This is a genomic window from Niveibacterium umoris (genome assembly GCF_014197015.1).
GTDB classification, from domain to species: Bacteria; Pseudomonadota; Gammaproteobacteria; order Burkholderiales; family Rhodocyclaceae; genus Niveibacterium; species Niveibacterium umoris.
Genome location: NZ_JACIET010000002.1, coordinates 306587 through 329780, shown reverse-complemented (window position 1 = coordinate 329780; position 23194 = coordinate 306587). Strand labels below are relative to the sequence as shown.

Below are 23194 nucleotides of genomic sequence, written 5' to 3'. Positions count from 1 at the left end.
TGATCCAGCAAATACGGCCACCCAGAGGTGGCCGTTTCCGGTTCTGCCGTTACTCGCCTTACCAGATGCGGATACGCTCCGCGTCGGCCTTGAACATGCCATCACCGGGCTTGGTACCGAATGCGGCATGGAAGCCGTCGTGGTTCACCGCAGCGCCATTGGCGCGGAACTTCGGTGGCGAGTGCGGATCGATCGTCAGCAACTGCAGCGAGCGTTCTTCGCGCACCTTCTCACGCCAGGCCTGCGACCAGCCGAGGAAGAAGCGCTGATCGCCGGTATAGCCGTCGATGACCGGTGCGTCCTTGCCGCCGAGCGACAGCTTGTAGGCCTTGTAGGCGATCTGCAGGCCTGACAGGTCGGCGATGTTCTCGCCCAGTGTCAGCATGCCGTTGAGCTTGTGGCCGGGAATCGGCTCGTAGGTCTCGTACTGGGCGACCAGCTTGGCGCCCAACGCCTCAAAGGCCTTGCGGTCTTCGTCGGTCCACCAGTTCTGCAGTTTGCCATCGCCATCGAACTGGCTGCCCTGATCGTCGAAACCGTGGCTGATCTCGTGCCCGATCACCGCACCGATCGCACCATAGTTGGCGGCATCATCGGCCGTCATGTCAAAGAACGGCGGCTGCAGGATCGCGGCGGGGAAGACGATCTCGTTGAGGCTCGGGTTGTAGTAGGCGTTCACTGTTTGCGGCGTCATGCCCCATTCGCCGCGATCGACCGGCTTGCCCGCCTTGGCGGCGATGCGCTGCCATTCGAACTGGCCGGAGCGTTCGCGATTGCCGAAGGCGTCGCCTTCCTTGACGGTGAGCTTGCTGTAGTCACGCCAGGTGTCGGGGTAACCGATCTTGGTCATGTACTTGGACAGCTTGTCCTTGGCTTGCAGCTTGGTTGTCGGCGACATCCACGTGAGGCCGTCGATCGACTGGCCATAGGCCTTCATCAGGTTGGCGACCAGTTCCTGCATGCGTGCCTTGTAGGCGGGCGGGAAGTGGCGCGCCACATAGACCTGGCCGACCGCTTCGCCGAGCGCGCCGTTGACCTCCGCGGTGCCCTTCTGCCAGCGCGGCTTGTCTTCCGTGGTGCCGGTCAGCGCCTTGCCATGGAAGGCGAAGTGCGCGTCGCGGAAGGACTTGGGCAGGACATCGGCGGCTTCGTCCAGCGTGCGTAGCTTCAGGTAGGGCTTGAGCTCGGCGAGCGGCGTCTCGCCAAGGATCTTGGCGATTGCGATCGTCGCGCTCGGCTGCGACACCGACAGGCGATCGATGCCGGCAAGGCTGCCTGCCCGCAGGAAGGTCGGCCAGTCCAGACCCGGCGCAGCTTTGGCCAGCTCATCCGGCGTCATCGGGTTGTAGATTTTCACCGGATTGCGGTTTTCAACCTTGTCCCAGTGTACTTCCGCGATGCGCTTCTCGAGGGCGAACACCTGCTTTGCGGTGGCTTCCGGATGCTTGTCGCCAGTGAGTCGCGCCAGGGTCGCGAGGTAGCCTTCGTATGCCGCGCGTGCCTTCGCAAAACGCTCGTCGTCCTTGAGGTAGTAGTCGCGATCCGGCATGCCGAGGCCGCCTTGCCAGGTCAGCGCGCGGTTGGTCGTCGGATCCTTGAAATCAGCCATCACCCACAGGTTGATCGGCGGGTTGGCTGCGCCCTGTACGCTGCCCATCCAGGTGGCAAGGTCTTTCGGCGACTTGATCGCGTCAATCCGCGCGAGCGCAGACTTCACCGGCTTGAGCCCAGCCTTGTCGATCGTCGCGGTGTCGATGTAGGAGCCGTAGAACGCGGAAATCTTCTGTTCGACGCTGCCTGCCTTCTGCTTCTTGGCGGCCAGTTCTTCGACGATGGCGCGCACTTCCTTGTCGGACTTGTCACGCAACTGGATGAAGGTGCCGTAGTCCGCCTTGTCGGCGGGTATTTCAGTCGTGTCGACCCAGCGACCGTTGGCGGCGCGGAAGAGGTCGTCCTGCGCGCGCGAGGCCGGGTCGAATCCGGATTTGTCGAGGCCCGCGCTCAGTGGCGCGGCTATGGCGAGTCCGGCAGCAAACAGGAGCGCAGCAAGCGGCGCGAGACGTAAGACTTTCATGCAATGTCCTTGTGGGAACCAGACGAAAAAGGGCAGCCTGTCGGCCGTCCGCAACGAGTTTGCGACTTTAGCCGAGCACTTGCTGGCCGCGGGCGGGATTCGTATCGTTTTGTAGCAAAACGGCGACGTTACGGGGCTGCGGGGGTGCAGGCATCGTCGCCCTTGTCGAAAATGATCTGCCACGCGCCAGAAGCGTCGCGCCGCCAGATCGAGGTGAAATGCGCGATGAGCTTGCCCTCGCGATCCCGCACCGGGCCGGTGCTGAGCGCGAGCGTGCCGGCGTCATTGACCTCAACCTCGCCCGGAGCCCAGGAAAACGGTGCTTGCTCGGCTGCGAAGTAGCGTTGCCAGGCTTGCGCGACGGCCACCCGGCCGCGCAGGGCTGACGTGCCGGTGAGGAAGACCGTGTCCTCGGCGAGGAAGCCGGTGAACGCGGCATGGTCCCGCTTTGCCATCGTGTGCGCGAACGCCGCTTCGGTTGCGATCACCTGCGAACGGAGCGCGTTGCGATCCAGCTGCGTCGGCGCGCTCGCACAGGCCGCCAGAATGAAACTCGCCGTGGCCAGCAGAGCAACCCGATGCGTCACGCCTGCGCCTCCACGCCATGGCTTTTGCATGGCGTGGCTCACGCTTGTGCGGCGGCGAGTTGGGCGTCCTTGGCGCGGGCGCCGACGAAGGCTGGCCGAGCGGCAACCCGTGCGATGTACGCATCGATCGCCGGCGTGTGCGCCACGAGGCCGAACCCGGTGGTCCAGCCCAGCGCGGTCCCCCACAGTACGTCCGCTGCGCTGAAGCGATCGCCCAGCAGGTAGTCGCCCTGCGCCAGTTGATCATCAATGGTCTTGATTGTGGTGGCGTAGTCGCCATAGGGCGATGTGGCCATCGGCGCCGGCTCGCGTTTCAGCGCGCGGTCCACGACCGCCGGCTCGAAACAGCTGCCGTAGAACGCAATCCACCGCAGATAGGGGCCGCGCAACGGATCCCCGATGGCGGGAGCGAGTCCGCTATCCGGAAATGCATCGGCGAGGTAAATGTAGAGCGCAACCTGTTCGGTGATCAGTGCGTCGCCGTGCCGCACTGCGGGCACCTTGCCCATCGGGTTCACCGCCAGGTACTCGGGCTTGCGTTGCTCGCCAGCCTTCAGATTGAGGACGTTCAGTTCGTAAGCGACGCCGAGTTCTTCAAGCAGGGTCAGTACGCCGGTCGATCGGGTGTGGGGGGCGTGGAAGAGCGTGACTGCGGGTGTGGTCATCTTCACTGATTCCTTGCAGGTCCGTGCAATTTGCCGTGCGCGAGACAAGCCCGCGCTCGGGACGCGATTCTTCCTGCTGCAGTCTAGATGCAACGCGCGCTGGATGCGATGCCTGCCGATGCGATCAGCACGGGAATCGGACCCTTCACCGCTGATGGTGCCAAGTGGTGCAGTGGCCCTGGAGATTGAATGCGCTGAGCACGCAAGGGCAGCAACGGCGGGTGTGCGGTGGCGTGCCCGAAGCGTCGCACAAGTTACGGCACGAGGTGCTTTGACATGCGCCGATCAGGGGTTCCCCGTGCGCAACTATTCAGCGATCGGGGCCAACGGAGAGATCGCGGTCGCGGATCCGCTTGGCGCTCGTTCCTGTCTTGGGGGCGCTCTTGAACGTGTAGTCCGCGGGAGGTTCGATCAAACGTGCGCTGCGCCGAGCGCAACACCGATGGCCGCTACACATGCAGAGCGATCAACTCCACCAGAAGCGCACGATATGGAAGAAAAGTGGCGCGGAGAACACCATGGAATCGAGGCGATCCAGCATGCCACCATGGCCTTCGATCACCACCCCCCAGTCCTTCACCCCGTGGTCGCGCTTGACGGCGCTCAGTACGAGACCACTGCAGAACCCCATCAGGGTCACCAGCAGGGCGATCAGACCTGACTGCAGTGCGGTAAACGGCGTCAGCGGATGCAGCAGCACGCCCAGCAGGCTTGCGCTCGCCACGCCGCCGACGAGGCCTTCCACGGTCTTCGATGGCGACAGCACCGGTGCTAGCTTGTGCCGGCCGAACAGCTTGCCCCAGATGTACTGGAGCACGTCGCTGCCCTGCACGACTACGATCAGGTAAGCCATCAGCAGAACGTTCCTGCCTTCGTAGCCGGGAATCTCAAGGTTCAGCAGGGCAGGTACATGCGACACCGCATACACGCAGACCATCAGGCCCCATTGCAGGCTGGCGGTGCGCGCCAGGAAGTGGTCGGCGTCCTGCGGCAGTGCGGCGAGAATCGGCAGCAGCGCAAAGGCATACACCGGGATGAAAATCGCGAACAGCCCGTACCAGTTCACCCACAGCAGACCGTACTGCAGCGGTAATACGATGAAGCACGCAGCAGCCACCGCATAGCGGTCGCTGCGCCCGCAGCGCATCACCTGCACGAACTCTCGCAAAGCCACGCAGGAGAGCGCGAGAAACAGCAGCAACACGGCTTCGCGCCCTGCAGCGAAGGCAATCACCAGCACGCCGATCATCCACCACCACGCACGCAGTCGGGCGTTCAGGTTGTCGATCACGGCGTGGGGCTGCTGCGGCGCGAAGCGCCACTTCAATGCGAAACCCAGCAGCGTTGCGATCGACAGGACTGCGGCGACGCTGCCGAACAGCGCCCAGGCGCCCTGGGGCAGATGGGTGAGGTTTGTCATCGCAGCACCACCACCCACAGCACGAACGACTGCAGAACCGCCAGCACCGCGGCTGTCGTGACCCAGCGACGCAAACCGCGAATGCGATCGGGCAACGCGCGCTCGCGTGGCGGCTTGGCGCGATCGAGCACCAGGCCAAGCCCGGCGTCGAGTTTCGTCAGCACATCGTTGGGTGCGATCGTTCCCAAATCGATTGCAAGATCCGCGAACAGCAGCCGGTCAAGCTCCAGCCGCAGCGCCACGTAAAGCGCTGCCAACGCAAGCATCAGACTGAGCGCGAGCAAGGCGGGCGGTTCGCCGTGCCCGGCCCGCGCAACGACCAGGAGACCCGCAAGCATGGTCCATGCACAAGGCCAGCGCCCACCCGCCGCCAGCCCCGCCGCCACGCTTGAAGCCCAGCGCACGTCACCGTTCATTGCAAACCCTCCGCATAGCGCCCCAGCGCAGCAACGTGCGCATCGCCGAACACGACATGGGGTCGCGCGGCACGCACACGTGCGATGGCGCTAGCAGGCGAGTGGCCCTGCGACACCAGCCAAGCCGCCACCGCCAGCGCGCTGCGCGAGAAGCCCAGCGCGCAGCACACCAGCAGACGCCCTCTTGCGCGTTCGGTCTCGATCAACCGCGCCGCGTCGGCGAGTGTCGCCACCGCCGGGGCCAGCAGATCCAGCGCAGGAAGGTGTTGCACCCGCATCGGCGGCAGTGGGTTATGCATCTCGGGGGCGAGATCGATCACGCCGCTCAGCGCAAGCGCCTCGGCATCCTTGCGGCTGGGCATGCGGCCAAGCAGTACGCCGGGTGCCACTTCCACCGCCGGCGCTAAACGATGTGTCCACGCGCGGGAGTTGAGCCAAGTCGCAATCAGATAAGGCGCGAGCAAAAGCCGCACTGGCCAGGCGTGTCGCCCATCGCCATGCTTGCCCAGCGCGCGCGGACCGAGCCAAAGGTAGGCCAGCGCGACAAGCAGCAAACTCGCCGCCGGCCACCACAGCCACAGCGCGGCGCCTCCACCGAACGCCGCGGCGCGCGCACAACTGGCGGCAGCGGCGGCATAGAGCGCGCCGAGACGCACCGCGGCACGATTGGCACGGTACGCGCCACGACGCAAGGGTGACGGCTCGTCGAATGGCAGCGCCCAGACGAGGAGGCACGCAAGCAATGCCCCGGTCGGCAGGTCGATGAAATGGTGCTGGAAGGTCGTCAGCACCGATACGCCGATCAGCGCGAACCAGATATCTAACAGTCTGCGTGGCAGACCCAGCAGATGGCGTGCATACAGCGACCAGAGCAGCACCAGCAGCGAAATGTGGAGCGATGGCGCCTGGTTGAAGGGTTTGTCGAAACTGCCCAGCGCGGTGAACATCGCGCCCCACAGCCCATCGGCTTGCGGCCGCTCGAAACCGAAGCGCAGCGGCCAGATCAGGAAACAGGCAACCGATATGCATTGCACCGCAAACAGGCGGGATACATGGGTGCGCAGCTCTGCCCGCGTGGTGCAGACAAACAGCGATGCCGCGTAGAACAGGTCGATCGACCAGTAAGGCAGAATCGTCCACGGCACGAACGGGATCGAGTGCTCCCACGCGAAGAGGATGCTGCCAACCTCGCTGCGTTCCGCTGCGATGGCGTTGGCCCAGCCGTAGCTGATGAAGAACAGCGGCCCCAGCAGCGCTAGCCAACCGGCCGCTTCGCGCCAGGGGCGCGCTTCAGGCGGCTGCTGCATGGGTTGCAGCGCGGCGGCGGGCGATTGACACCGTAAAGATTCCCCAGCGGTCGATCGACTGGGCGATCTTCTCGAAGCCCGCCTCGGCCACCAGTTGATCCAGCTCGGCCTGCGTACGCCGGCGCATGACCCAGGGCTCGCCGTCGCGGTGACTGCTGAGTGTGCGCGCAATGAGCTCCAGCTGCGGGTGCCAGGGCTGGCCGGTGTAGATCAGGTAGCCGCCGGGCGCAACGGCTGCGCCGAGCGCACCCAGCGAGCGCCGCACCGGCGTGTTGTCGGGGAACAGCTCATAGAGACCGGATACCACGGCCACGGTCGGCGCCGGGTACAGCGATGCGTAGCTGGCCGGGTCGAAGGCATCGGCCTGTTCGAAGCGGGCGATGCGACCGACGCCGCGCTCGGCGATCAGCGCTTTGCCATCGCTCAGGTTGATCGGGCTGTAGTCACGCAGGCGGATCGAGGCCGGCGCAATTGGCAGGCGCGCGATGCTGTCGAGGATGTAGCGCCCATGGCCGGCCGCCACATCGAGCAGGTGCAGCGGCTGGCCCGCTGCGTGCAGCGCGTCCGCGGCTCGCGCGATGGCCGCCTCCAGATGCAGCTTGCGCTGGCGGATACCGCGCCAGCCAATCGCGTTGAGGTAGTTGCGATCGGTCAGCCAGCCCAGCCCGAGCCAGCCGCTCGGCTTGTTGCGATAGACGTAGTCGAGTGTCGAGCCGGAATCAAAACCGGTGCGCAGCCCCAGCCGCATGCCGGTGGATAGCCGCCCGAGCGTTCGCATCGCGACGCGCATCGACGCGAAGACAGCGCCGGCGAGAAGGCCCGGCGCAGCGCACAGGCGCTGGTATTCGTCGAAGGTGTGGCCGCGCTCGTGCGCATCGCGCAGGTCCGGCACTTCCGGCACGGCTGCAAAGCGCGCCAGCACGAAGTCGCGGATCTCGGCCACGACCGGCGCGCGATCGCGCTCGCCGAGGGTGTCGTGGCGGAAACCCGGCAGCACGCGGCAAAGCTTGGTCGCACTGCCGAGTGCGTCGAAAAACGCATGCTGAGGCGCATGCCGCACAACCCAGTCGTCACCCGAAATGAACAGCTGCGTCGGTACATGGATCGCTGCCGCATCGGCCACCACACGCTCTGCGGCGTCGTAGAGCCCCTGCAGCACATTCACCGAGATCGGCCGCGTGATGAGCGGGTCGGTGTCGTAGCTCGCGGCGCGTGCTTGATCGTGCGTGAGATAGCGCGCCTTTACGTAACTCGTCACCTTGAAGTCGCCCAGGACTTTGTGCATCAAGGCAAGGCCCGGGCGCGCGAGCGGTACGTAGAGCTTCACGCTGAAGGCTGGGGAGGCCAGCACCTGCGCACGCAGCGGCGGCGCGTAGTCATGCACCCAGGTCGCCGCGATCACGGCGCCCACGCTTTGCGCCACCACCGCGGTGTCTTGCGCGGCAAAACCGTGCTGGGCATGGATGTGGCGGGAGAAGGCTTCCAGGTCGGCTACCGAATGCATGAAGCTCGGACTGAATCCGCGCTCGCCGGGGGAGCGGCCATGGCCGCGTGCATCCCACGCGAAGAAGTCGAAATCCGGCAAGTCCAGCTCATCGACCAGATGTGCCATGCGGCCGGAGTGCTCGTGGCCGCGGTGCAGCAGGATGATCGCGCCGCGTGATGTGGCGCCGCTCGCCGGCCAGTGCCGGTAGAACAGCGGCGCACCGTCATGGCTGACGAACTGCGTTTCATGGACTGTGCGTTGAGTGAGCGACATGGTCAGTTCCGGATCGGGGGAATTTCGTACAGTGCGGCGCGGATTCGGCGGGCGGTGGTGAGGAGCACGAGCAGGCAGAAGCCGGCCCAGATCGGGATCCAGGAGATGGTCGGCACCCAGCCGAGCGCCACGAGCAAGCCCAGCAGTCCGATCACGAAGGCGCGATCACTCTTGCCCAGAGGCCCGTCATAGCGTCGCGAACCACCGGCCGCGGCGGCATGAATGCCGACAAGCTCACTGATGATCGACAGGCAGATCGCGCCCCACACCAGCGTTGCACTGGTGCCGGCAAGTTTCATGAAGGGCGCCAGCAACGCCGCGTCGGACACGACATCGCCCAACTCGTTGAGGAAGCCGCCGAGCACCGAGCGCTGGCCAAATTCTCGCGCCAGCATGCCGTCGACCGCGTTGAGCGCCATCCGCAGCAGGCACCACAGCGGCAGTAGCGCAAACAGCGGTGCAATTGGTTTTAACCACAGCGTGGCCCCAAGGAGAACCGATAGCAACGCTGCAAGAATGGTGATGAAGTTGGCGGTAACGCCAACGCGGAAGAGCCGCTCGACGAGCGGGCGCAGCAAGGACTGGAACGCTGGTTTCAGCGCGTAGAGCGACATGACAACCCCGGTTGGATAGCGGGCGCAGTCTATGCCGTATGGATTGTTTCCGTGTGTGAGCAATTCACACCGAATGTTAGCGGCGGGCCCACGACGGCAAGTTCGCCAGAAAGAACGGGCGCCTCGCGGCGCCCGTTTCGCATCAATCCGGTCGGCCTGCCTTAAAGCAGCACGCGTTCGATGCCGCCCTTGTTGGCGGTGTCGACGAAACGCTCCATCCAGTCTTCACCGAGCAGGTGACGCGCCATCTCGATCACGATGTAGTCGGCATCCAGACCTTGCACATCGTCCTTGTAGCGCTGCAGGCCCTGCAGGCAGGCGGGGCAGGACGTGAGGATCTTTACCTCCCCTTCGAAGCCATCGCCGCGCAGCGCACCGGCACCCTTTTGCATTTCTTCTTCCTTGCGGAAACGCACCTGGGTCGCGATCTCTGGCCGTGCGATGGCGAAGGTGCCCGCTTCGCCGCAGCAGCGGTCGTTCTTCGCGATCTTGCTGCCGTCGGCGGTCTGCACCAGCGCGTTGACGGTCTTCACCGGGTCTTGCAGTTTCATCGGGCTGTGGCAGGGGTCGTGATACATGTAGCGCACCCCTTTCACGCCCTCGAGCTTGACGCCCTTTTCGAGCAGGAATTCGTGGATGTCGATCAAGCGGCAGCCGGGGAAGATCTTCTCGAATTCGTACATCGTGAGCTGGTCGTAGCAAGTGCCGCAGCTCACCACCACCGTCTTGATGTCGAGGTAGTTGAGCGTATTCGCCACGCGGTGGAAGAGCACCCGGTTGTCGGTGGTGATCTTGTCGGCCTTGTCGTAGTCGCCGGAGCCGCGCTGCGGGTAGCCGCAGCACAGGTAACCCGGCGGCAGCACGGTCTGCACGCCGACCTCGTAGAGCATTGCCTGCGTCGCGAGCCCGACCTGAGAGAACAGGCGTTCCGAGCCGCAGCCGGGGAAGTAGAACACCGCCTCGGAATCCGGCCGCGTTCGCTGCGGGTCGCGGATCACCGGCACGATGCTCGCGTCCTCGATGTCGAGCAGCGCGCGGGCGGTCTTGTTCGGCAGCTTGCCCGGCATCTTTTTGTTCACGAAGTGGATCACCTGCGCCCGGATGTTCGGCTTGCCAACGGTGGAGGGCGGCTGCGTGACCGATTCCCGCGTCAGCGGCCTGAGCATGTCGACGCCAAGGCGCTGCGCCTTGTAGGCCCATTCGATGCTGGTCTTGCGCAGGAACTTGATGGTCTGCGGGTTCTTCGTATTGAGGAACCACATCGCGACCTTCTTCGCCGGACTGTTGCTCTGCTTGCCCATCTTGCGCAGCAGGTTGCGCATGTTCATCGACACATCGCCGAAGTCGATGTCGACCGGGCAGGGCGTCACGCACTTGTGGCACACGGTGCAGTGGTCGGCGACGTCCTCGAACTCTTCCCAGTGGCGGATCGAAATGCCGCGACGGGTCTGTTCCTCGTAGAGGAAGGCCTCGATCAACAACGAAGTTGCGAGGATCTTGTTGCGCGGCGAGTAGAGCAGGTTGGCGCGCGGCACGTGGGTCGCGCAGACCGGCTTGCACTTGCCGCAGCGCAGGCAGTCCTTGACCGAATCGGAGATCGAGCCGATGTCGCTCTGCTGCATGATGAGCGACTCGTGGCCCATCAGGTTGAAGCTCGGCGTGTAGGCGTGCGTCAGGTCGCCGCCGGGCATCAGCTTGCCCTTGTTGAAGCGGCCTTCGGGGTCCACCTTCTGCTTGTAGGCGCGGAAGGGCGCCATCTCGGCGTCAGTGAGGAATTCGAGCTTCGTGATGCCGATGCCATGCTCGCCGGAGATCACGCCATTGAGGCTGCGTGCGAGTGCCATGATGCGGCTGACGGTGGCATTGGCCTCCTGCAGCATCTCGTAGTGATCGGAGTTCACCGGCAGGTTGGTGTGCACGTTGCCGTCGCCGGCGTGCATGTGCAGCGCCACGAACACGCGGCCGCGCAAGACCTCCTTGTGGATCGCGAGAATGCGTTCGCGCAGCGGATCGAAGACCTTGCCCTCGAAGATGTCTTCGAGCTGCGGCAGCAGTTCCGCTTTCCATGAGATACGTACCGAATAGTCCTGCACACGGTGGAACAGGCGCGGATTGGCCGCTCGGTTGCTGAGCGGGCCGGCGGTGACGCCGTAGTCCGCGAAGCGCGCCTCCGCTTCGGCGAGTGGCGTGTCGAGCTGGTCGAAGATCCACTGCCAGCGGGCACGCACCTGCGACAGCAATTCCAGCGCGTGGGCACGGCGGTCGCCGATCAGCTCCTCGGCGTCGCCGGTCGCTTCGCCGCGATGCAGCGGAAGTTCGCCGTGCAGGAATTCGCTCAGCGCATCGGCGAGCCGCAGCTTGTTGCGGATCGAGAGTTCGATGTTGAAGCGTTCGATGCCGTCGCAATAGTCGCCCATGCGATCGAGCGGAATCACGACGTCCTCGTTCACCTTGAACGCGTTGGTGTGCTTCGCGATCGCCGCGGTGCGCGAACGATCGAGCCAGAACTTCTTGCGTGTCTCGGCGGTGACTGCAATGAAGCCCTCGGCGCCGCGCGCATTGCAGATGCGCACGACCTCGGAGGTCGCCAGCATCACTGCATTCTCGTCATCGCCGACGATGTCGCCGATCAGCACCATCTTCGGGCGCCCATGGCGCTTGGCCTTGGGCGCGTAGCCGACCGCCTTCACATAGCGTTCGTCGAGGTGTTCGAGGCCTGCAAGCTGCACGCCGCCCGGCCGCTGGTCGAGGTAGTCCTTGATCTCGACGATCGCCGGCACCGCCTCGCGCACCTGGCCGTAGAACTCGAGGCACACGGTGCGGGTGTGGGCAGGCAGACGATGCAGGATCCAGCAGGCCGAGGTGATGATGCCGTCGGTGCCTTCCTTCTGCACGCCCGGCACGCCGCCGAGGAACTTGTCGGTGACGTCCTTGCCGAGTCCGACCTTGCGAAATGCGGCGCCCGGCATCTCGATGATCTCTTCGCCGAGCGGGCGCTTGCCCGATTCGTCGAACTTCTTGAGCCGGAACTGGACGGTTTCCTGATCGTGGATCTTGCCGAGGTTGTGGTTCAGGCGTTCAACGATGAGCCAGTTGCCGTCGGGCATCACCATCTTCCACCAGGCCAGGTTGTCGAGCGCGGTGCCCCACAGCACGGCCTTCTTGCCACCCGCATTCATGGCGATATTGCCGCCGATGCAGGAGGCATCGGCCGAGGTCGGGTCGCAGGCGAACACCAGGCCGACGCCTTCGGCGGCGTCCATCACCCGGCGGGTGACGACGCCCGCGCCGGTGGTGATGGTGGCGTAGGGGCGGTCGAGGCCGGGTAGCGTCTGCTGTTCGACCTTGCCCAGTTCGGTCAGCTTCTCGGTGTTGATCACCGCCGAGTAGGGCGACAGCGGCACGGCGCCGCCGGTGTAGCCGGTGCCACCCCCGCGCGGGATGATCGTCAGGCCCAGTTCGATACAGCCGCGCACCAGATGGCCAATTTCCTCTTCGGTGTCCGGGTACAGCACCACAAAGGGATATTCGACGCGCCAGTCAGTCGCGTCGGTGACGTGCGATACCCGTGCCATGCCGTCGAAGGCGATGTTGTCGCGACGTGTGTGTTTCGACAGCAGCTTTTCGGTGCGCTTGCGCAGGTCGTAGGTCGTTTCGAAATGGCGCTGGAAGGCGTCGACTGCCTTGTTGGCGGCCGTCACCAGTTGCGCCACCGTGTTGGCGCGCACCGGATCTTCCGCCTCGGCCGCAGCGCGACGCTTCTCGATTTCGTCAAGGCGGTGACGCAGCGCGCCGATCAGCGCGCCGCGCCGATCGCGGTTGTCGACGAGGTCGTCTTCCAGGTAGGGATTGCGCTGCACGACCCAGATGTCGCCCAGTACCTCGTAAAGCATCCGGGCGGAACGGCCAGTCACCCGCTCGGCGCGCAGGGATTCGAGCACCGACCACATCTCCTCGCCGAGCAGGCGGATCACGATCTCGCGATCGGAGAAGGAGGTGTAGTTGTAGGGAATCTCGCGCAGGCGGGTCGGCGCAGGGGTCTCGCGGACGAACTCGGGGGCGGCTTGCATCAGGCGGTCCTGTTTGTGTGCGGCACGGCACGCTTCTGGGGAAGCCGGCCATTTTATCCCGCCAACCCGGCCCATGCACCCGGAAATTCAAGACCTTACGCGGGGTGTGGGCAAGTTCAGGGCAACAAAATTGCCGAAGTCAGGCCTTCGACACCACACCTCGCAAGGGGTTCGGATGCTGCGTTGCAGAAAGCTTGCGCGCGCGGGCACCCCAAAATCGCTGCGGATGTGTCAGTGCGGCGACGCATCCGCGGTCCGGATGACCGGTCGATCAGATCGCATCCGCAGCCAGCGCCAGAGTCACGCGGGTCGACAGCGCGTTGAGCGCGATCAGGTGAAGCATCTGGCTGACGGTGGTGCAGCAGTCGCTCAGCACCGTCACGGCGTAGGGCTCGGCGGCCTTCGAGATCGCGGTATGGGTCACGCAGTTCTGCGTCATCATGCCGCACACCAGCAGCTCGGTTGCGCCCAGCGCGTCGAGCGTTGCCTTCAGCGTGGTGTCGTGGAAGGCATCGGCAAAGTGCTTCACCACCACTGGCGCGTCCGGGGCCGCGGCGAGAATGCGCGGATGGATCTCGACCCCCGGTGTGCCGGCGTTGAAAAAGGGCGCGATGCCGCGTGACGCGTCGGCGATGTGCTGAACATGGATCACCGGCACGCCCTTGGCACGCGCTTGCTCGATTGCGCGCTCGACGTTGGCGAGCGTTTCCTCCGGATGCCACTGCGGGAATTTGCCGTCGGGGAAGTAGTCGTTCTGCAGGTCGATGACGATCAGTGCCTTGCTCATGGATGGGCTCCTTGCGGGGAAGTGCGTATTGGTGAGGCGCATTGTTCGCCTTGCGCCGCCTGCGACGTGAGTGGCCTGAACGACAAACTCCGATAAGATCGGGCCAATCCCTTCGTCGGGCCTCCCGCCCGTGCCTACCCGGAGTGCAGCGATGGAAAAGCCGGTGGTCGCCGTGGTGGCCTTCGACCAGATCAGCCCCTTCCACCTGTCGGTTCCCTGCGTGGTGTTCGGCGACACCCACCCAGGCGTACCGCGTTTCGATCTGCAGGTCTGCGCCGCCGAAACCGGCCCGCTGCGCACCACGGCGGGCTTCCGGGTGCAGGTCGATCATGGGCTGGAGGCCCTGGCACGGGCGCAGATCGTGATCGTTCCGAGCTGGCGCGACCCGGCCGAGTGCGCGCCGCAGGCGCTGTGCGAGGCGTTGCGGGCCGCCCATGCGCACGGCGCCCAACTGGTCGGGCTGTGCCTGGGCGCCTTCGTGCTGGCCGACGCCGGTTTGCTCGATGGTCGCCGCGCGACCACCCACTGGGCGGCGGCACATGCCTTCGCGCAGCGCTACCCGAAGGTGGTGCTGGATGCCGACGTGCTCTACGTCGAGGACGGCCCCATGCTCACCTCGGCAGGCACCGCGGCGGGCATCGACTGCTGCCTGCATCTGCTGCGCCAGCGCTACGGCGGTGAAATCGCGAACCGTGTTGCGCGCCGCCTTGTAACACCGCCGCACCGCCAGGGCGGGCAGGCACAGTTCATCGAGCAACCGCTGCCGGCGCACCCGCGCGATTCGCGCCTGACCGATCTGCTCGACTGGGTCCGGGCGCATCTCGACCAGCCGCACTCGCTCGACAGCCTCGCCGCGCGCACGCTGATGAGCCGCCGCACCTTCACCCGCCATTTCCGCCAGATCACCGGTACCACGGTCGGCGACTGGCTGCTCGGTGAGCGCCTCGCGCTGAGCCAGCGCCTGCTCGAGACCACCGACCAGCCGGTCGAGCGCATCGCCGCGCTGGCTGGCTTCGGTTCAGCGGTGTCGCTGCGCCAGCACTTCGGCCGCGCCTTCGGCGTGTCGCCGAGTGCCTGGCGGCAGACTTTTCGTGGCGCGTGATCCTGCGGCCGTCAGCCGATCATCATCAGCGACGCATTTCCCCCCGCGGCCGAGGTGTTGAGGGAGACCACGCGTTCGGCGAGCAGGCGTTCGAGCGGGTAGTGGCCGCGGCCATCGCCGGTGGTGCAGCTGAGGAGCGAACCGTCCCGTTCCGCCAGCGCACGCTGGTGGTTGCGCAGCCGGTCCGCGTCGCCGACGTAGAGCACGGCGTCGACGTGGGCGGCGAGCGGTTCCGCGCGCCAGTCGATGCGTTCGGCCAGCGGTGCCGGCAGGCTCGCGAACAGCGCGCGGGCGTCGTCGCGGTCCTGGAACCGGGCGCGGTTGCCGGTTGCGAGGCAGGCTGCCAGTTGCGGCACCAGCGCGTCGGCGTCATCGGCGAGGCAGAGCACCGTGCCGCGCGGCATCAGCGCATAGAGGTTGGCTTCGCCGGTGGGGCCGGGCAAGCCCAGCACCCGACCGACTGGCGGATCGCTGGCGAGCGCACTGACGAGCGCCTGTGCCGACGAACCCTCGGCGCACCAGCGGGCAAGCAGGCTCAGGCGCTCGCGGGCTTCGGCCTGGAGCAAGGCGCCCTGTGATTCCAGCGGCGACAGCGCACCGCGCGCCTGCAGGCTGGCCTGCGTGCCGCCGGCTGCGGGTAAGGTGCGTGCGCCGCCCAGCACCAGCCGCGACAGCGCAAGCGGTCCGCCGGCCTTGGGCCCGGTGCCCGAGAGGCCCTCGCCGCCGAAGGGCTGCACGCCGACCACGGCGCCGATCACGTTGCGGTTCACATACAGGTTGCCGACCTTTGCATGCGTGGTGAGGTAGCCGATTGTCTCGTCGATGCGGGTGTGCAGGCCCATCGTCAGGCCGTAGCCGGTGGCGTGGATCTGTTCCAGCAGTGCCGGCAGATCCTCGCGGCGGTAGCGCAGCACATGCAGTACCGGGCCAAACACTTCGCGCTGCAGCGCTGCGAGGTCCGGCAGTTCGATCACCGTGGGCGGCACAAAGCTGCCGTGCGCGCAGCTGTCGGGAAGCGGCGTCTGGTGGATGCGGCAGCCGCGCGCACGCAGGCGTTCGATATGGGTGAGGATGCCGTTGCGCGCTTCGGCGTCGATCACCGGGCCAACGTCGGTGGCAAGCCGGTCCGGCGGGCCGATCACCAGTTCGGCCATCGCGCCGCGCAGCATCTCGATTACCCGGTCGGCGATCTCGTCCTGCAGGCACAGCACACGCAGCGCCGAACAGCGCTGCCCGGCCGAATCGAAGGCGGAACCGATCGCGTCATTCACCACCTGTTCGAGCAGCGCGGAGGAGTCGACCAGCATCGCGTTCTGGCCGCCTGTTTCGGCGATCAGCGGCACTGGCGAGCCGTCGGGCAGCAGGCGGCCGGCGAGCTGACGGGCGATCAGGCGCGCGACTTCGGTGGAGCCGGTGAACATCACGCCGCGCACCAGCGGGTCGGCGACCAGTGCGGCGCCAACCGTCTCACCGCGGCCGGGCAAGAGTTGCAGCGCGCCGGCCGGCACGCCGGCTTCGTGCAGCAGCCGCACCGCGGCGGCGGCGATCAGCGGCGTCTGCTCGGCCGGTTTGGCGAGCACTACGTTGCCGGCCGCGAGTGCGGCAGCGATCTGCCCGGTGAAGATCGCGAGCGGGAAGTTCCAGGGGCTGATGCAGACCACCGGGCCGAGTGGGCGGGCGCCATCGTTGGCACGCGCCAGGCCGGCGTAGTAACGCAGGAAGTCCACCGCCTCGCGCACCTCGCCGACCGCGTTCGGCAGCGATTTGCCGGCTTCGCGGATCGCCAGCCCGATCAGCGCATGGCGTTCCGCTTCGAAACGGTCGGCGGCGCGCTCCAGCACCGCGGCGCGTTCGCCGGCAGGCGTGGATTGCCACACCGGCTGCGCGTGGAAGGCGTGGCCCAGTGCGTCGGCCACATCCTGCGTGCTGGCTTCGATCACCTCGCCGACCCCATCGCGCCGATCCGCCGGATTCGTGACCGGCTGGGCGAGACCGGCACGCGGGCCGTCGGCCAGCAGCGGCACGGCGCGCCAGGTCTGCTCGCGGGTTGCCAGCAAACCGGCGGAGACCGATGCGAGCCGGTGTTCGTTGGAGAGATCGAGCCCCGCCGAATTGAGTCGCCCATCCGGGAACAAGGCGCGCGGCAGCGGGATCGCCGGATGTGGCGCGCCCACCGGCTGCAGCGCTTCGGCCTCGGCGACCGGGTCGCCGGCCAGTTCCGCGACCGGCACCTTGTCGTTACCGACCTTGTTCACGAAGGAACTGTTGGCGCCGTTCTCCAGCAGCCGGCGGACGAGGTAAGGCAGCAGCGTCTCGTGCGAGCCGACCGGCGCATACACGCGGCACGGGCGGCCGAGCTTGTCCGCGCCCACCACTTCTTCGTACAACGGTTCGCCCATGCCGTGCAGACACTGGAATTCGTACTGGCCGGCGTAGAAATTCTGCCCGGCCATCTGGTAAATCGCGGCCACGGTGTAGGCGTTGTGCGTGGCGAACTGCGGGTAGATCGCCTCGGGTGCGTCGAGCAGCTTGCGTGCGCAGCCGAGGTAGGCGACATCGGTGTGCAGCTTGCGCGTCCACACCGGGTAGCCTTCGAGGCCGTCCACCTGGGCGCGCTTGATCTCGCTGTCCCAGTAGGCGCCCTTCACCAGCCGCACCATCAGGCGCCGGCGGCTGCGGCGGGCGAGTTCGATGACGAAGTCGACCACATGCGGCGCGCGCTTCAGATAGGCCTGGATCACGAAACCGATGCCATGCCAGCCCGCCAGATCAGGCTCGAAGCACAGGCGTTCGAGCAGGTCGAGCGAGATTTCGAGCCGGTCGGCTTCCTCCGCGTCGATGTTGAGCCCGATGTCGTAGCGGCGCGCGAGCTTCGTCAGCGCGGCTAGGCGCGGATACAACTCGTCCATCACGCGGTCGCGCTGGGCGCGGCTGTAGCGCGGATGCAGCGCCGACAGCTTGACCGAGATGCCGGGCCCTTCGTAGATGCCGCGCCCGGCGGCGGCGCGACCGATGGCGTGGATCGCCTGCTCGTAGGCAGCGTAGTAGCGCTCGGCGTCGGTGGCGGTCAGCGCGGCTTCGCCGAGCATGTCGTAGGAGTAGCGGAAGCCCTTGGCCTCGTGGCTGCGCGCGTTCTCCAGCGCTTCGGCAATCGTTTCGCCGGTGACGAACTGCTCGCCCATCAGGCGCATCGCCATGTCCACGCCCTTGCGCACGACCGGCTCGCCGCTCTTGGCGATCAGCTTCGAGAGCGCGTTGTTGAGGCCCGATTCCGACTGCGTGCCGACCAGCTTGCCGGTGATGAGCAGGCCCCAGGTGGCGGCGTTCACGAACAGCGATTCGGACTGGCCGAGGTGCGCCGCCCAGTCGCCGCGGCCGACCTTGTCGCGGATCAGTGCGTCGCGGGTGGCGCGGTCGGGGATGCGTAGCAGCGCTTCGGCAAGGCACATCAGCGCCACGCCCTCCTGGCTGGAGAGCTCGAACTCGTGCAGCAGGCCCTGCACCAGGCCATTGCGGCCGCCGCCGGTGCCTTTCGCACGCAGCGCTTCGACCAGCTGCGTCGCCAGCGTGCGGGTCGCATCGGTGCGTTCGGCCGACTGGCGCGCCAGTGGCAACAGCATTGCCAGCGCTTCGGGTTCCGGCCGGCGGTAGGCGGCGGTGATGGCGGCGCGCAGTTCGCTCTGCGGTTGCACCCCAAGCGCCAGGTCGAGGAAGGGTTGCGGCCCTTCGGCCGGGGCCGGGCGCTCGTCCGCCTCGATCAGCGCACCGCTGCCGTCGTATTCCGGCGGTGTGTGGCCGTGTTCCAGCGCGTCGAGGTAATGGAAGATGGCCTGCTTGATCAGCCAGTGCGGCGTGCGCTCAAGCCCTTGTGCGGCCTGGCGGATGCGTTCGCGTGCGGCGTCGTCGAGTTTGACGCCGAGGGTGGTGGCGGACATGGTTGCACCTGTGTTCTCTGTGGGTGCAACCAGCATAGGTGGCGGCGGCGCCTACGGCTAGTCGATCAACGACAATCTTGGTCGCGTCTGCGGCGCAGATGCCGCCAGTGCAGTGGCCCGGCTGCAAAGTAAGTGGCAGAAAGCTTGGCCCGCACCGGCTAGAATCGGCCACTCCCGCCCCCCAAACCGACTGCCATGCCTCGCACGCTTTATCAGATTCTGGGCTGCCATCCGCACGCGACTGCCGACGAGCTGTGCGCTGCTTGGCAGCGGCTTTCGGTGCCGCTCGAACGCGAGGCTGCGACAAGCGGCACATCCGCCAGCCGCCTGGCCGAGATCAACGCCGCCTGGGGCGTTCTCGGCAACCCGGAAGCACGCGCCGCTTACGACGCGACCTTGCCGCCAGAAGCTTTCGATGTGCTGCCGGAGCCGGAGATGCTGCCGGAACCGGCCGGTCGGCCACTCTTCGACTGGCGCGCGGGGCGCCTGATCATCACCATCGCGGCTTTGACGCTGATCGCGTTTGGATGGTCCAGCTGCCGTGCCTGGATGTGGAACCGCAACGAAGCGGCCAGTGCCGAAGCCTGGCAAGCCGAGCTGCGCGCACGCGAAGCGGCGGCGCGCACCGAGGGGCAAACGCAGGGGGGCGATGGCGCGCCTGGCGAATCGTGGGAGGCGCGCGCGCAGCGTGACGCCGACCAGCGCGCCTTCGAGGAAGCGCGGCGGCGCTCGGACGAAAACATGGCCGATCGCGAACGCAACCGCGAAAACGAGGCCGCCGAGGCGCAGGCGGCGCGCGAGCGTGCGGAGGCCGAGCGCGAGCAAGCGCGCGAGGACGCGGCGGAGGAAGCCCAGCGACAACGGGAACGCACTGAACGCGAACGCGCCGAAGTCGAACGTCTGCAGGAAGAGAACAATCGCGTGATGCGCTTGCGCTGAGCCCCCGGAAATGACCTCAACAGTGAACGCCACAATGAAGAAGACGCTTTACGACGTGCTGGGATTGCCGCAGGACGCCGATGAAGCGGCCCTGCGCGCGGCTGGAGAACGGCTCTTGGCCGAGTTCGCACCGGAGCGGGCGACGCCGGATACCGCAGAGGACTTCGCGACGCGCCGCGTGGCTGTGAAGGAAGCGATCTACACATTGTGCGACGCCAACCGACGCGCCTCCTATGATGGCTCGCTGCGCCCCAGCATCACGCCCGACGAAGCCTTGGCGGCGTTTGCGCCTGAGGCGGGCGAGGTGTCGGGCGGATTCCGTTTCGCGCAGGTCGGCCGCCTTGCGTGGGTGTTGCTTGCGCTGATCGTGGTCCTGCCCGCCGGCTGGTGGTTCCGCCTCGGCTCAGTCGTGGGCCACCCCGAGGATGTCGCCGCACGCCAGCGGGCGGAAGTCGAGCGGATCGAGCGGGAGCAGAGCGAAGGGCCGCCGCGTTCTCCGGAAGAGGAGGCGCGCTACCAGCAGGAGCGCGAAGCGCGCGAGCAGGAGTGGCGCGCGCGCCGCGAACGTGAAGCGGCCGAGCGCGCCGAGCGCACGCGCCAGCAGGAACTCGACCGCGCGCGCAGCGAGGCGGACCGTGTGTCGAGCGATCTTGAATACAGCATGCAGCGCGCCGAGCAGGAAGAACGCGCGCGCAGCGAGCAATTGCGTCGCGAGGCCGAGCGGACCGCCGCCGAAGATCGACGCGAGCGGGCGCGGCTGGCCGAGGAGTCAAAACGCCGCCTGGAGCGCGACAAGGCATACCTCGAACGCCTGGAACGGGAGAACGCGCGGCGGATGAATCTCGAATGAGGCGGGAACCCTTTGCGCCGGGCTTTGCCTGAGCAAGACCTGATTGCTACTGGACCGCCATGCTGACGAGCGCATTTTCCCGCACCCTTCTGTTGAGTCTTGCCCTGATCCTCGCGCCCACCGCGCGTGCCGCCGAACCGCCCCCGGTGGTGAGCCAGGTCGATCTGACGCGTTACGCTGGCCTGTGGTACGAGATTGCGTCCTTCCCCAACTTCTTCCAGCGCGGTTGCGTGGCGACCACCGCCGAATACGGCCTGCGCGAGGGCGGCGTCTCGGTGAAGAACCGTTGCCGCAAGGACACCCTCGACGGCGAGTGGAAACAAAGCGAGGGGCGTGCCCGCGTCGTCGCACCGGGCAAGCTGAAGGTGTCTTTCTTCTGGCCTTTCGAGGGTGACTACTGGGTGCTCGCACTCGATCCGGACTACCGCTGGGCGCTGGTCGGCGGACCGGGCCGCGACTACCTGTGGGTGCTCTCACGCACGCCGCAGATGGCGGATGCGACCTATGCCGAGATCACCGCGCGGGCGGCGGCTCTGGGCTACGACCTGAGCCAGCTGCGCCGCACCCCGCAACCGGGCGGGCCGTCATGACCGACGTCGGCCGACTGCGCGAACGGCTGGCCGAACTGCGCGGCGAACCGCGCGCGATCGACAGCTTCCTGAGCGACTGGCGAGCCGGCGCAGCGGCGCTCTGCGCGCGTCTGCCACCGCGTTTCGCCGAGGTCTCGCAGGATCTGCTGACGCGGCTGGAATCGAGCCGTCTGTTCTCGGGTGATGCCTGCGCCTTCAGCCGCGACGATCTGCTCGATGCGTTTGCGGTGTGGCTCGACAAGGCCGAGGCGCGTCTCGACGCCGGAGGCTGAGCGGCGGGAATCGACGCGGCTGCTGCACTCGGGCATTCTTGCCGCAGTTCGGCAGTCGCGAGGTTTCCGATGGCGCAGGCAGAGGCAGCATCCGCATCCGCTCAAATGGTCCGGCATTTCCGCCATATCCTGCTGTGGCCCCTGCAACTGGAGGCTGCGCACGGCGCAGAGGTCGGCCGCAAACCCTGGCGCATGCTAGACGACCCGCGCTGGCAGCACCGCTGGCACCGCGTAGCGGATGAATTCACCGAAGACCCGCGCGACTTCCAGGAACGCCACTACAAGGAGTTCGTCTCCTTCCTGCCGTATGTGCAGCGCTTTCTGTACGGCGATCCGCGGCGTGCCGACGACCTTCCCGAAGGGCCGCTCGCCGCGGCACCGATGCGGGTGTTCCGGCGCGACGATGTGCGCGCGCTGCGGGTGACGGTGACGCAGGGCGATACACCGGTCCGACTCGATGTCGAACATGTCGACCTGTACTTCTTCCTCGATCTCGACCTGATCCTTCTGAACGTCGAGTTGCAGGCGAACGACCTGCCGCTCGATACGGTGCAGGAATTGCTGTATCGCTTCGGGCGTGCCTATCCCTCTGGCTGGGATGATGCCGGGCAGGGCTTGCATAACCTCTACCGGGCCGAATGGCTGGGCGACGACGATGCGGTACTGGCGCAGTCCGACAGCGATGACCGTGCGCGCTACCTCGCCTTCGTGTGCCAGAACCGCGCGCCGTGCGTGGGTGCGCATTGGGACTGGCTGTTGCGACCGCTGGTGTCCGATCATGTGCGCGACGAGGGCCCGCTGCGCTACCGGCAGATCGAGTACCACCGCATGCCCTTTATGGCCTTCCTCGCGCTGGAGAATCCGCGCGCGCTCACACGTGACGACTTCATCCACCTCGGTCTGATCTCGCACCTGCGACCAGGCGACCCTTTGCCGGTGCGCGATCCGTCGGTGACCGAGTTCGAGCGGCGCTACTGTGACGACCGCTACTGGAGCGGGAGCGAGGCCGGTCCGAACACCCGCTTCCTGTGCTCCGGCCAGTCGATGATCGTGGTCGGCGAAGGCAAGAGCGAGTTCTTCTGCTGCCGCGAGCGTGGGCTGCTGGCGCAGTTCCGCCACCAGTACTTCCTGCTGTTCGTGATCGCCCACTTCCACCGTGCCGCGCTGCTGGTGTTCTCGGACCGGCTGGCTGCTGCGATCAGCGGGCTCGACATCCGCAGCGTCGACTCGGTGCGCCTGTTCAAGCGGCGTATCCGCGCGATCTTCGCGCTCTTCCTGGGCTTCACGCACCGCTACTGGTTCCCGGAAATCTCCGAGCGTGGCCAGGTGCAGTCGCTGTTTCGGCGCGCCTCGACGCACCTGGGCAACGATGCGCTCTTCGCGCAGGTGAAGGAACAAGTCGCCGAGATGAGCAACTACCTCGACAGCGACAGCGCGCGGCGCCAGTCGAACACGGTGGTGCGGCTGACGGTGGTAACCATCCTCGGGCTGATCGGATCAGTCTCGACCGGATTCCTTGGCATGAACCTGATCGCAGAGGCCGAAGCGCCGCTGCTCCACCGCATCAACTACTTCGTGGTGGTGGTGCTGGCCTCGGCGCTACTGACCTTCTTCGCGATTGCGAAATCGAAACGTTTGTCCGACTTCCTCGAAGATCTGTCGGATGAGTCACTGCCGCTGAGGAAGAAGGTCGTCGCACTGTTTCGCGCGATGCGAAATCCGGCACCGCCGGAAAAAACCAGCGAACGCGGCGTGCTCAAGTGACACGGTCGTGCGGCCGATAACCCAGACATGCGGGCGCCGATGC

At 66.4% G+C, this 23194-nt stretch carries 17 protein-coding genes; 6 read left to right on the top strand and 11 right to left on the bottom strand.

What is annotated here, in order from left to right:
• Positions 1–58: 58 nt before the first annotated feature.
• The 10 genes from GGR36_RS13580 to GGR36_RS13535 form a co-directional block, all read right to left on the bottom strand.
• The gene (locus GGR36_RS13580; protein WP_183635268.1) at positions 59–2074 is read right to left on the bottom strand and encodes a M13 family metallopeptidase; all 2016 of its coding nucleotides are present in this window, start codon (positions 2072–2074) and stop codon (positions 59–61) included.
• Positions 2075–2202: 128 nt separating this feature from the next.
• Positions 2203–2661, bottom strand: a complete 459-nt coding sequence (locus GGR36_RS13575) for a DUF4440 domain-containing protein (RefSeq protein WP_207064431.1) — start codon at positions 2659–2661, stop codon at positions 2203–2205.
• 38 nt (positions 2662–2699) lie between these two features.
• Positions 2700–3326 (bottom strand): glutathione S-transferase family protein, encoded by a 627-nt coding sequence (locus tag GGR36_RS13570; RefSeq protein ID WP_183635266.1) that lies wholly within the window; start codon positions 3324–3326, stop codon positions 2700–2702.
• Between the two features lie 466 nt (positions 3327–3792).
• Positions 3793–4746, bottom strand: a complete 954-nt coding sequence (locus GGR36_RS13565) for a phosphatidate cytidylyltransferase (protein ID WP_183635265.1) — start codon at positions 4744–4746, stop codon at positions 3793–3795.
• On the bottom strand, positions 4743–5162 hold the full coding sequence (locus GGR36_RS13560; RefSeq protein ID WP_183635264.1) for a hypothetical protein: 420 nt from the start codon (positions 5160–5162) through the stop codon (positions 4743–4745). The genes GGR36_RS13565 and GGR36_RS13560 overlap by 4 nt, the downstream gene beginning before the upstream one ends.
• Positions 5159–6469, bottom strand: a complete 1311-nt coding sequence (locus tag GGR36_RS13555) for a phosphatase PAP2/dual specificity phosphatase family protein (protein ID WP_183635263.1) — start codon at positions 6467–6469, stop codon at positions 5159–5161. Before GGR36_RS13555 ends, GGR36_RS13560 begins: the two co-directional genes overlap by 4 nt.
• Positions 6453–8228, bottom strand: coding sequence for a bifunctional alpha/beta hydrolase/class I SAM-dependent methyltransferase (locus GGR36_RS13550; protein WP_183635262.1), 1776 nt, complete (start codon positions 8226–8228; stop codon positions 6453–6455). Before GGR36_RS13550 ends, GGR36_RS13555 begins: the two co-directional genes overlap by 17 nt.
• 2 nt (positions 8229–8230) lie before the next feature.
• A complete protein-coding gene (locus GGR36_RS13545; RefSeq protein ID WP_183635261.1) occupies positions 8231–8842 on the bottom strand; it encodes a CDP-alcohol phosphatidyltransferase family protein in 612 nt (203 codons plus the stop codon).
• A 161-nt stretch (positions 8843–9003) separates the two neighbouring features.
• Positions 9004–12912, bottom strand: a complete 3909-nt coding sequence (locus tag GGR36_RS13540) for a DUF3683 domain-containing protein (RefSeq protein ID WP_183635260.1) — start codon at positions 12910–12912, stop codon at positions 9004–9006.
• A 271-nt stretch (positions 12913–13183) separates the two neighbouring features.
• Positions 13184–13699, bottom strand: a complete 516-nt coding sequence (locus GGR36_RS13535) for a cysteine hydrolase family protein (RefSeq protein WP_183635259.1) — start codon at positions 13697–13699, stop codon at positions 13184–13186.
• Between the two features lie 151 nt (positions 13700–13850).
• On the opposite strand from GGR36_RS13535, the gene GGR36_RS13530 reads away from it, so the two are divergent.
• On the top strand, positions 13851–14801 hold the full coding sequence (locus tag GGR36_RS13530) for a helix-turn-helix domain-containing protein (RefSeq protein WP_183635258.1): 951 nt from the start codon (positions 13851–13853) through the stop codon (positions 14799–14801).
• Positions 14802–14812: 11 nt separating this feature from the next.
• On the opposite strand, the gene putA is transcribed toward GGR36_RS13530, so the two are convergent.
• Positions 14813–18736, bottom strand: coding sequence for a trifunctional transcriptional regulator/proline dehydrogenase/L-glutamate gamma-semialdehyde dehydrogenase (gene putA / locus GGR36_RS13525; protein WP_183635257.1), 3924 nt, complete (start codon positions 18734–18736; stop codon positions 14813–14815).
• A gap of 195 nt (positions 18737–18931) precedes the next feature.
• Between putA and GGR36_RS13520 the strand changes: the two genes are divergently transcribed.
• The 5 genes from GGR36_RS13520 (at position 18932) to GGR36_RS13500 (ending at position 23151) form a co-directional block, all read left to right on the top strand.
• Complete coding sequence (locus tag GGR36_RS13520; protein WP_183635256.1) at positions 18932–19675, top strand: DnaJ domain-containing protein; 744 nt, start codon at positions 18932–18934, stop codon at positions 19673–19675.
• 34 nt (positions 19676–19709) lie between these two features.
• Complete coding sequence (locus tag GGR36_RS13515) at positions 19710–20525, top strand: DnaJ domain-containing protein (RefSeq protein WP_207064430.1); 816 nt, start codon at positions 19710–19712, stop codon at positions 20523–20525.
• Positions 20526–20617: 92 nt separating this feature from the next.
• Positions 20618–21115 carry a lipocalin family protein gene (locus GGR36_RS13510; protein WP_242533262.1) on the top strand — a complete coding sequence of 166 codons (498 nt, stop codon included), beginning with the start codon at positions 20618–20620 and terminating at the stop codon, positions 21113–21115.
• On the top strand, positions 21112–21387 hold the full coding sequence (locus tag GGR36_RS13505) for a hypothetical protein (protein ID WP_183635253.1): 276 nt from the start codon (positions 21112–21114) through the stop codon (positions 21385–21387). The genes GGR36_RS13510 and GGR36_RS13505 overlap by 4 nt, the downstream gene beginning before the upstream one ends.
• A 105-nt stretch (positions 21388–21492) precedes the next feature.
• On the top strand, positions 21493–23151 hold the full coding sequence (locus tag GGR36_RS13500; protein WP_207064429.1) for a magnesium transporter CorA family protein: 1659 nt from the start codon (positions 21493–21495) through the stop codon (positions 23149–23151).
• Positions 23152–23194 lie beyond the last annotated feature (43 nt).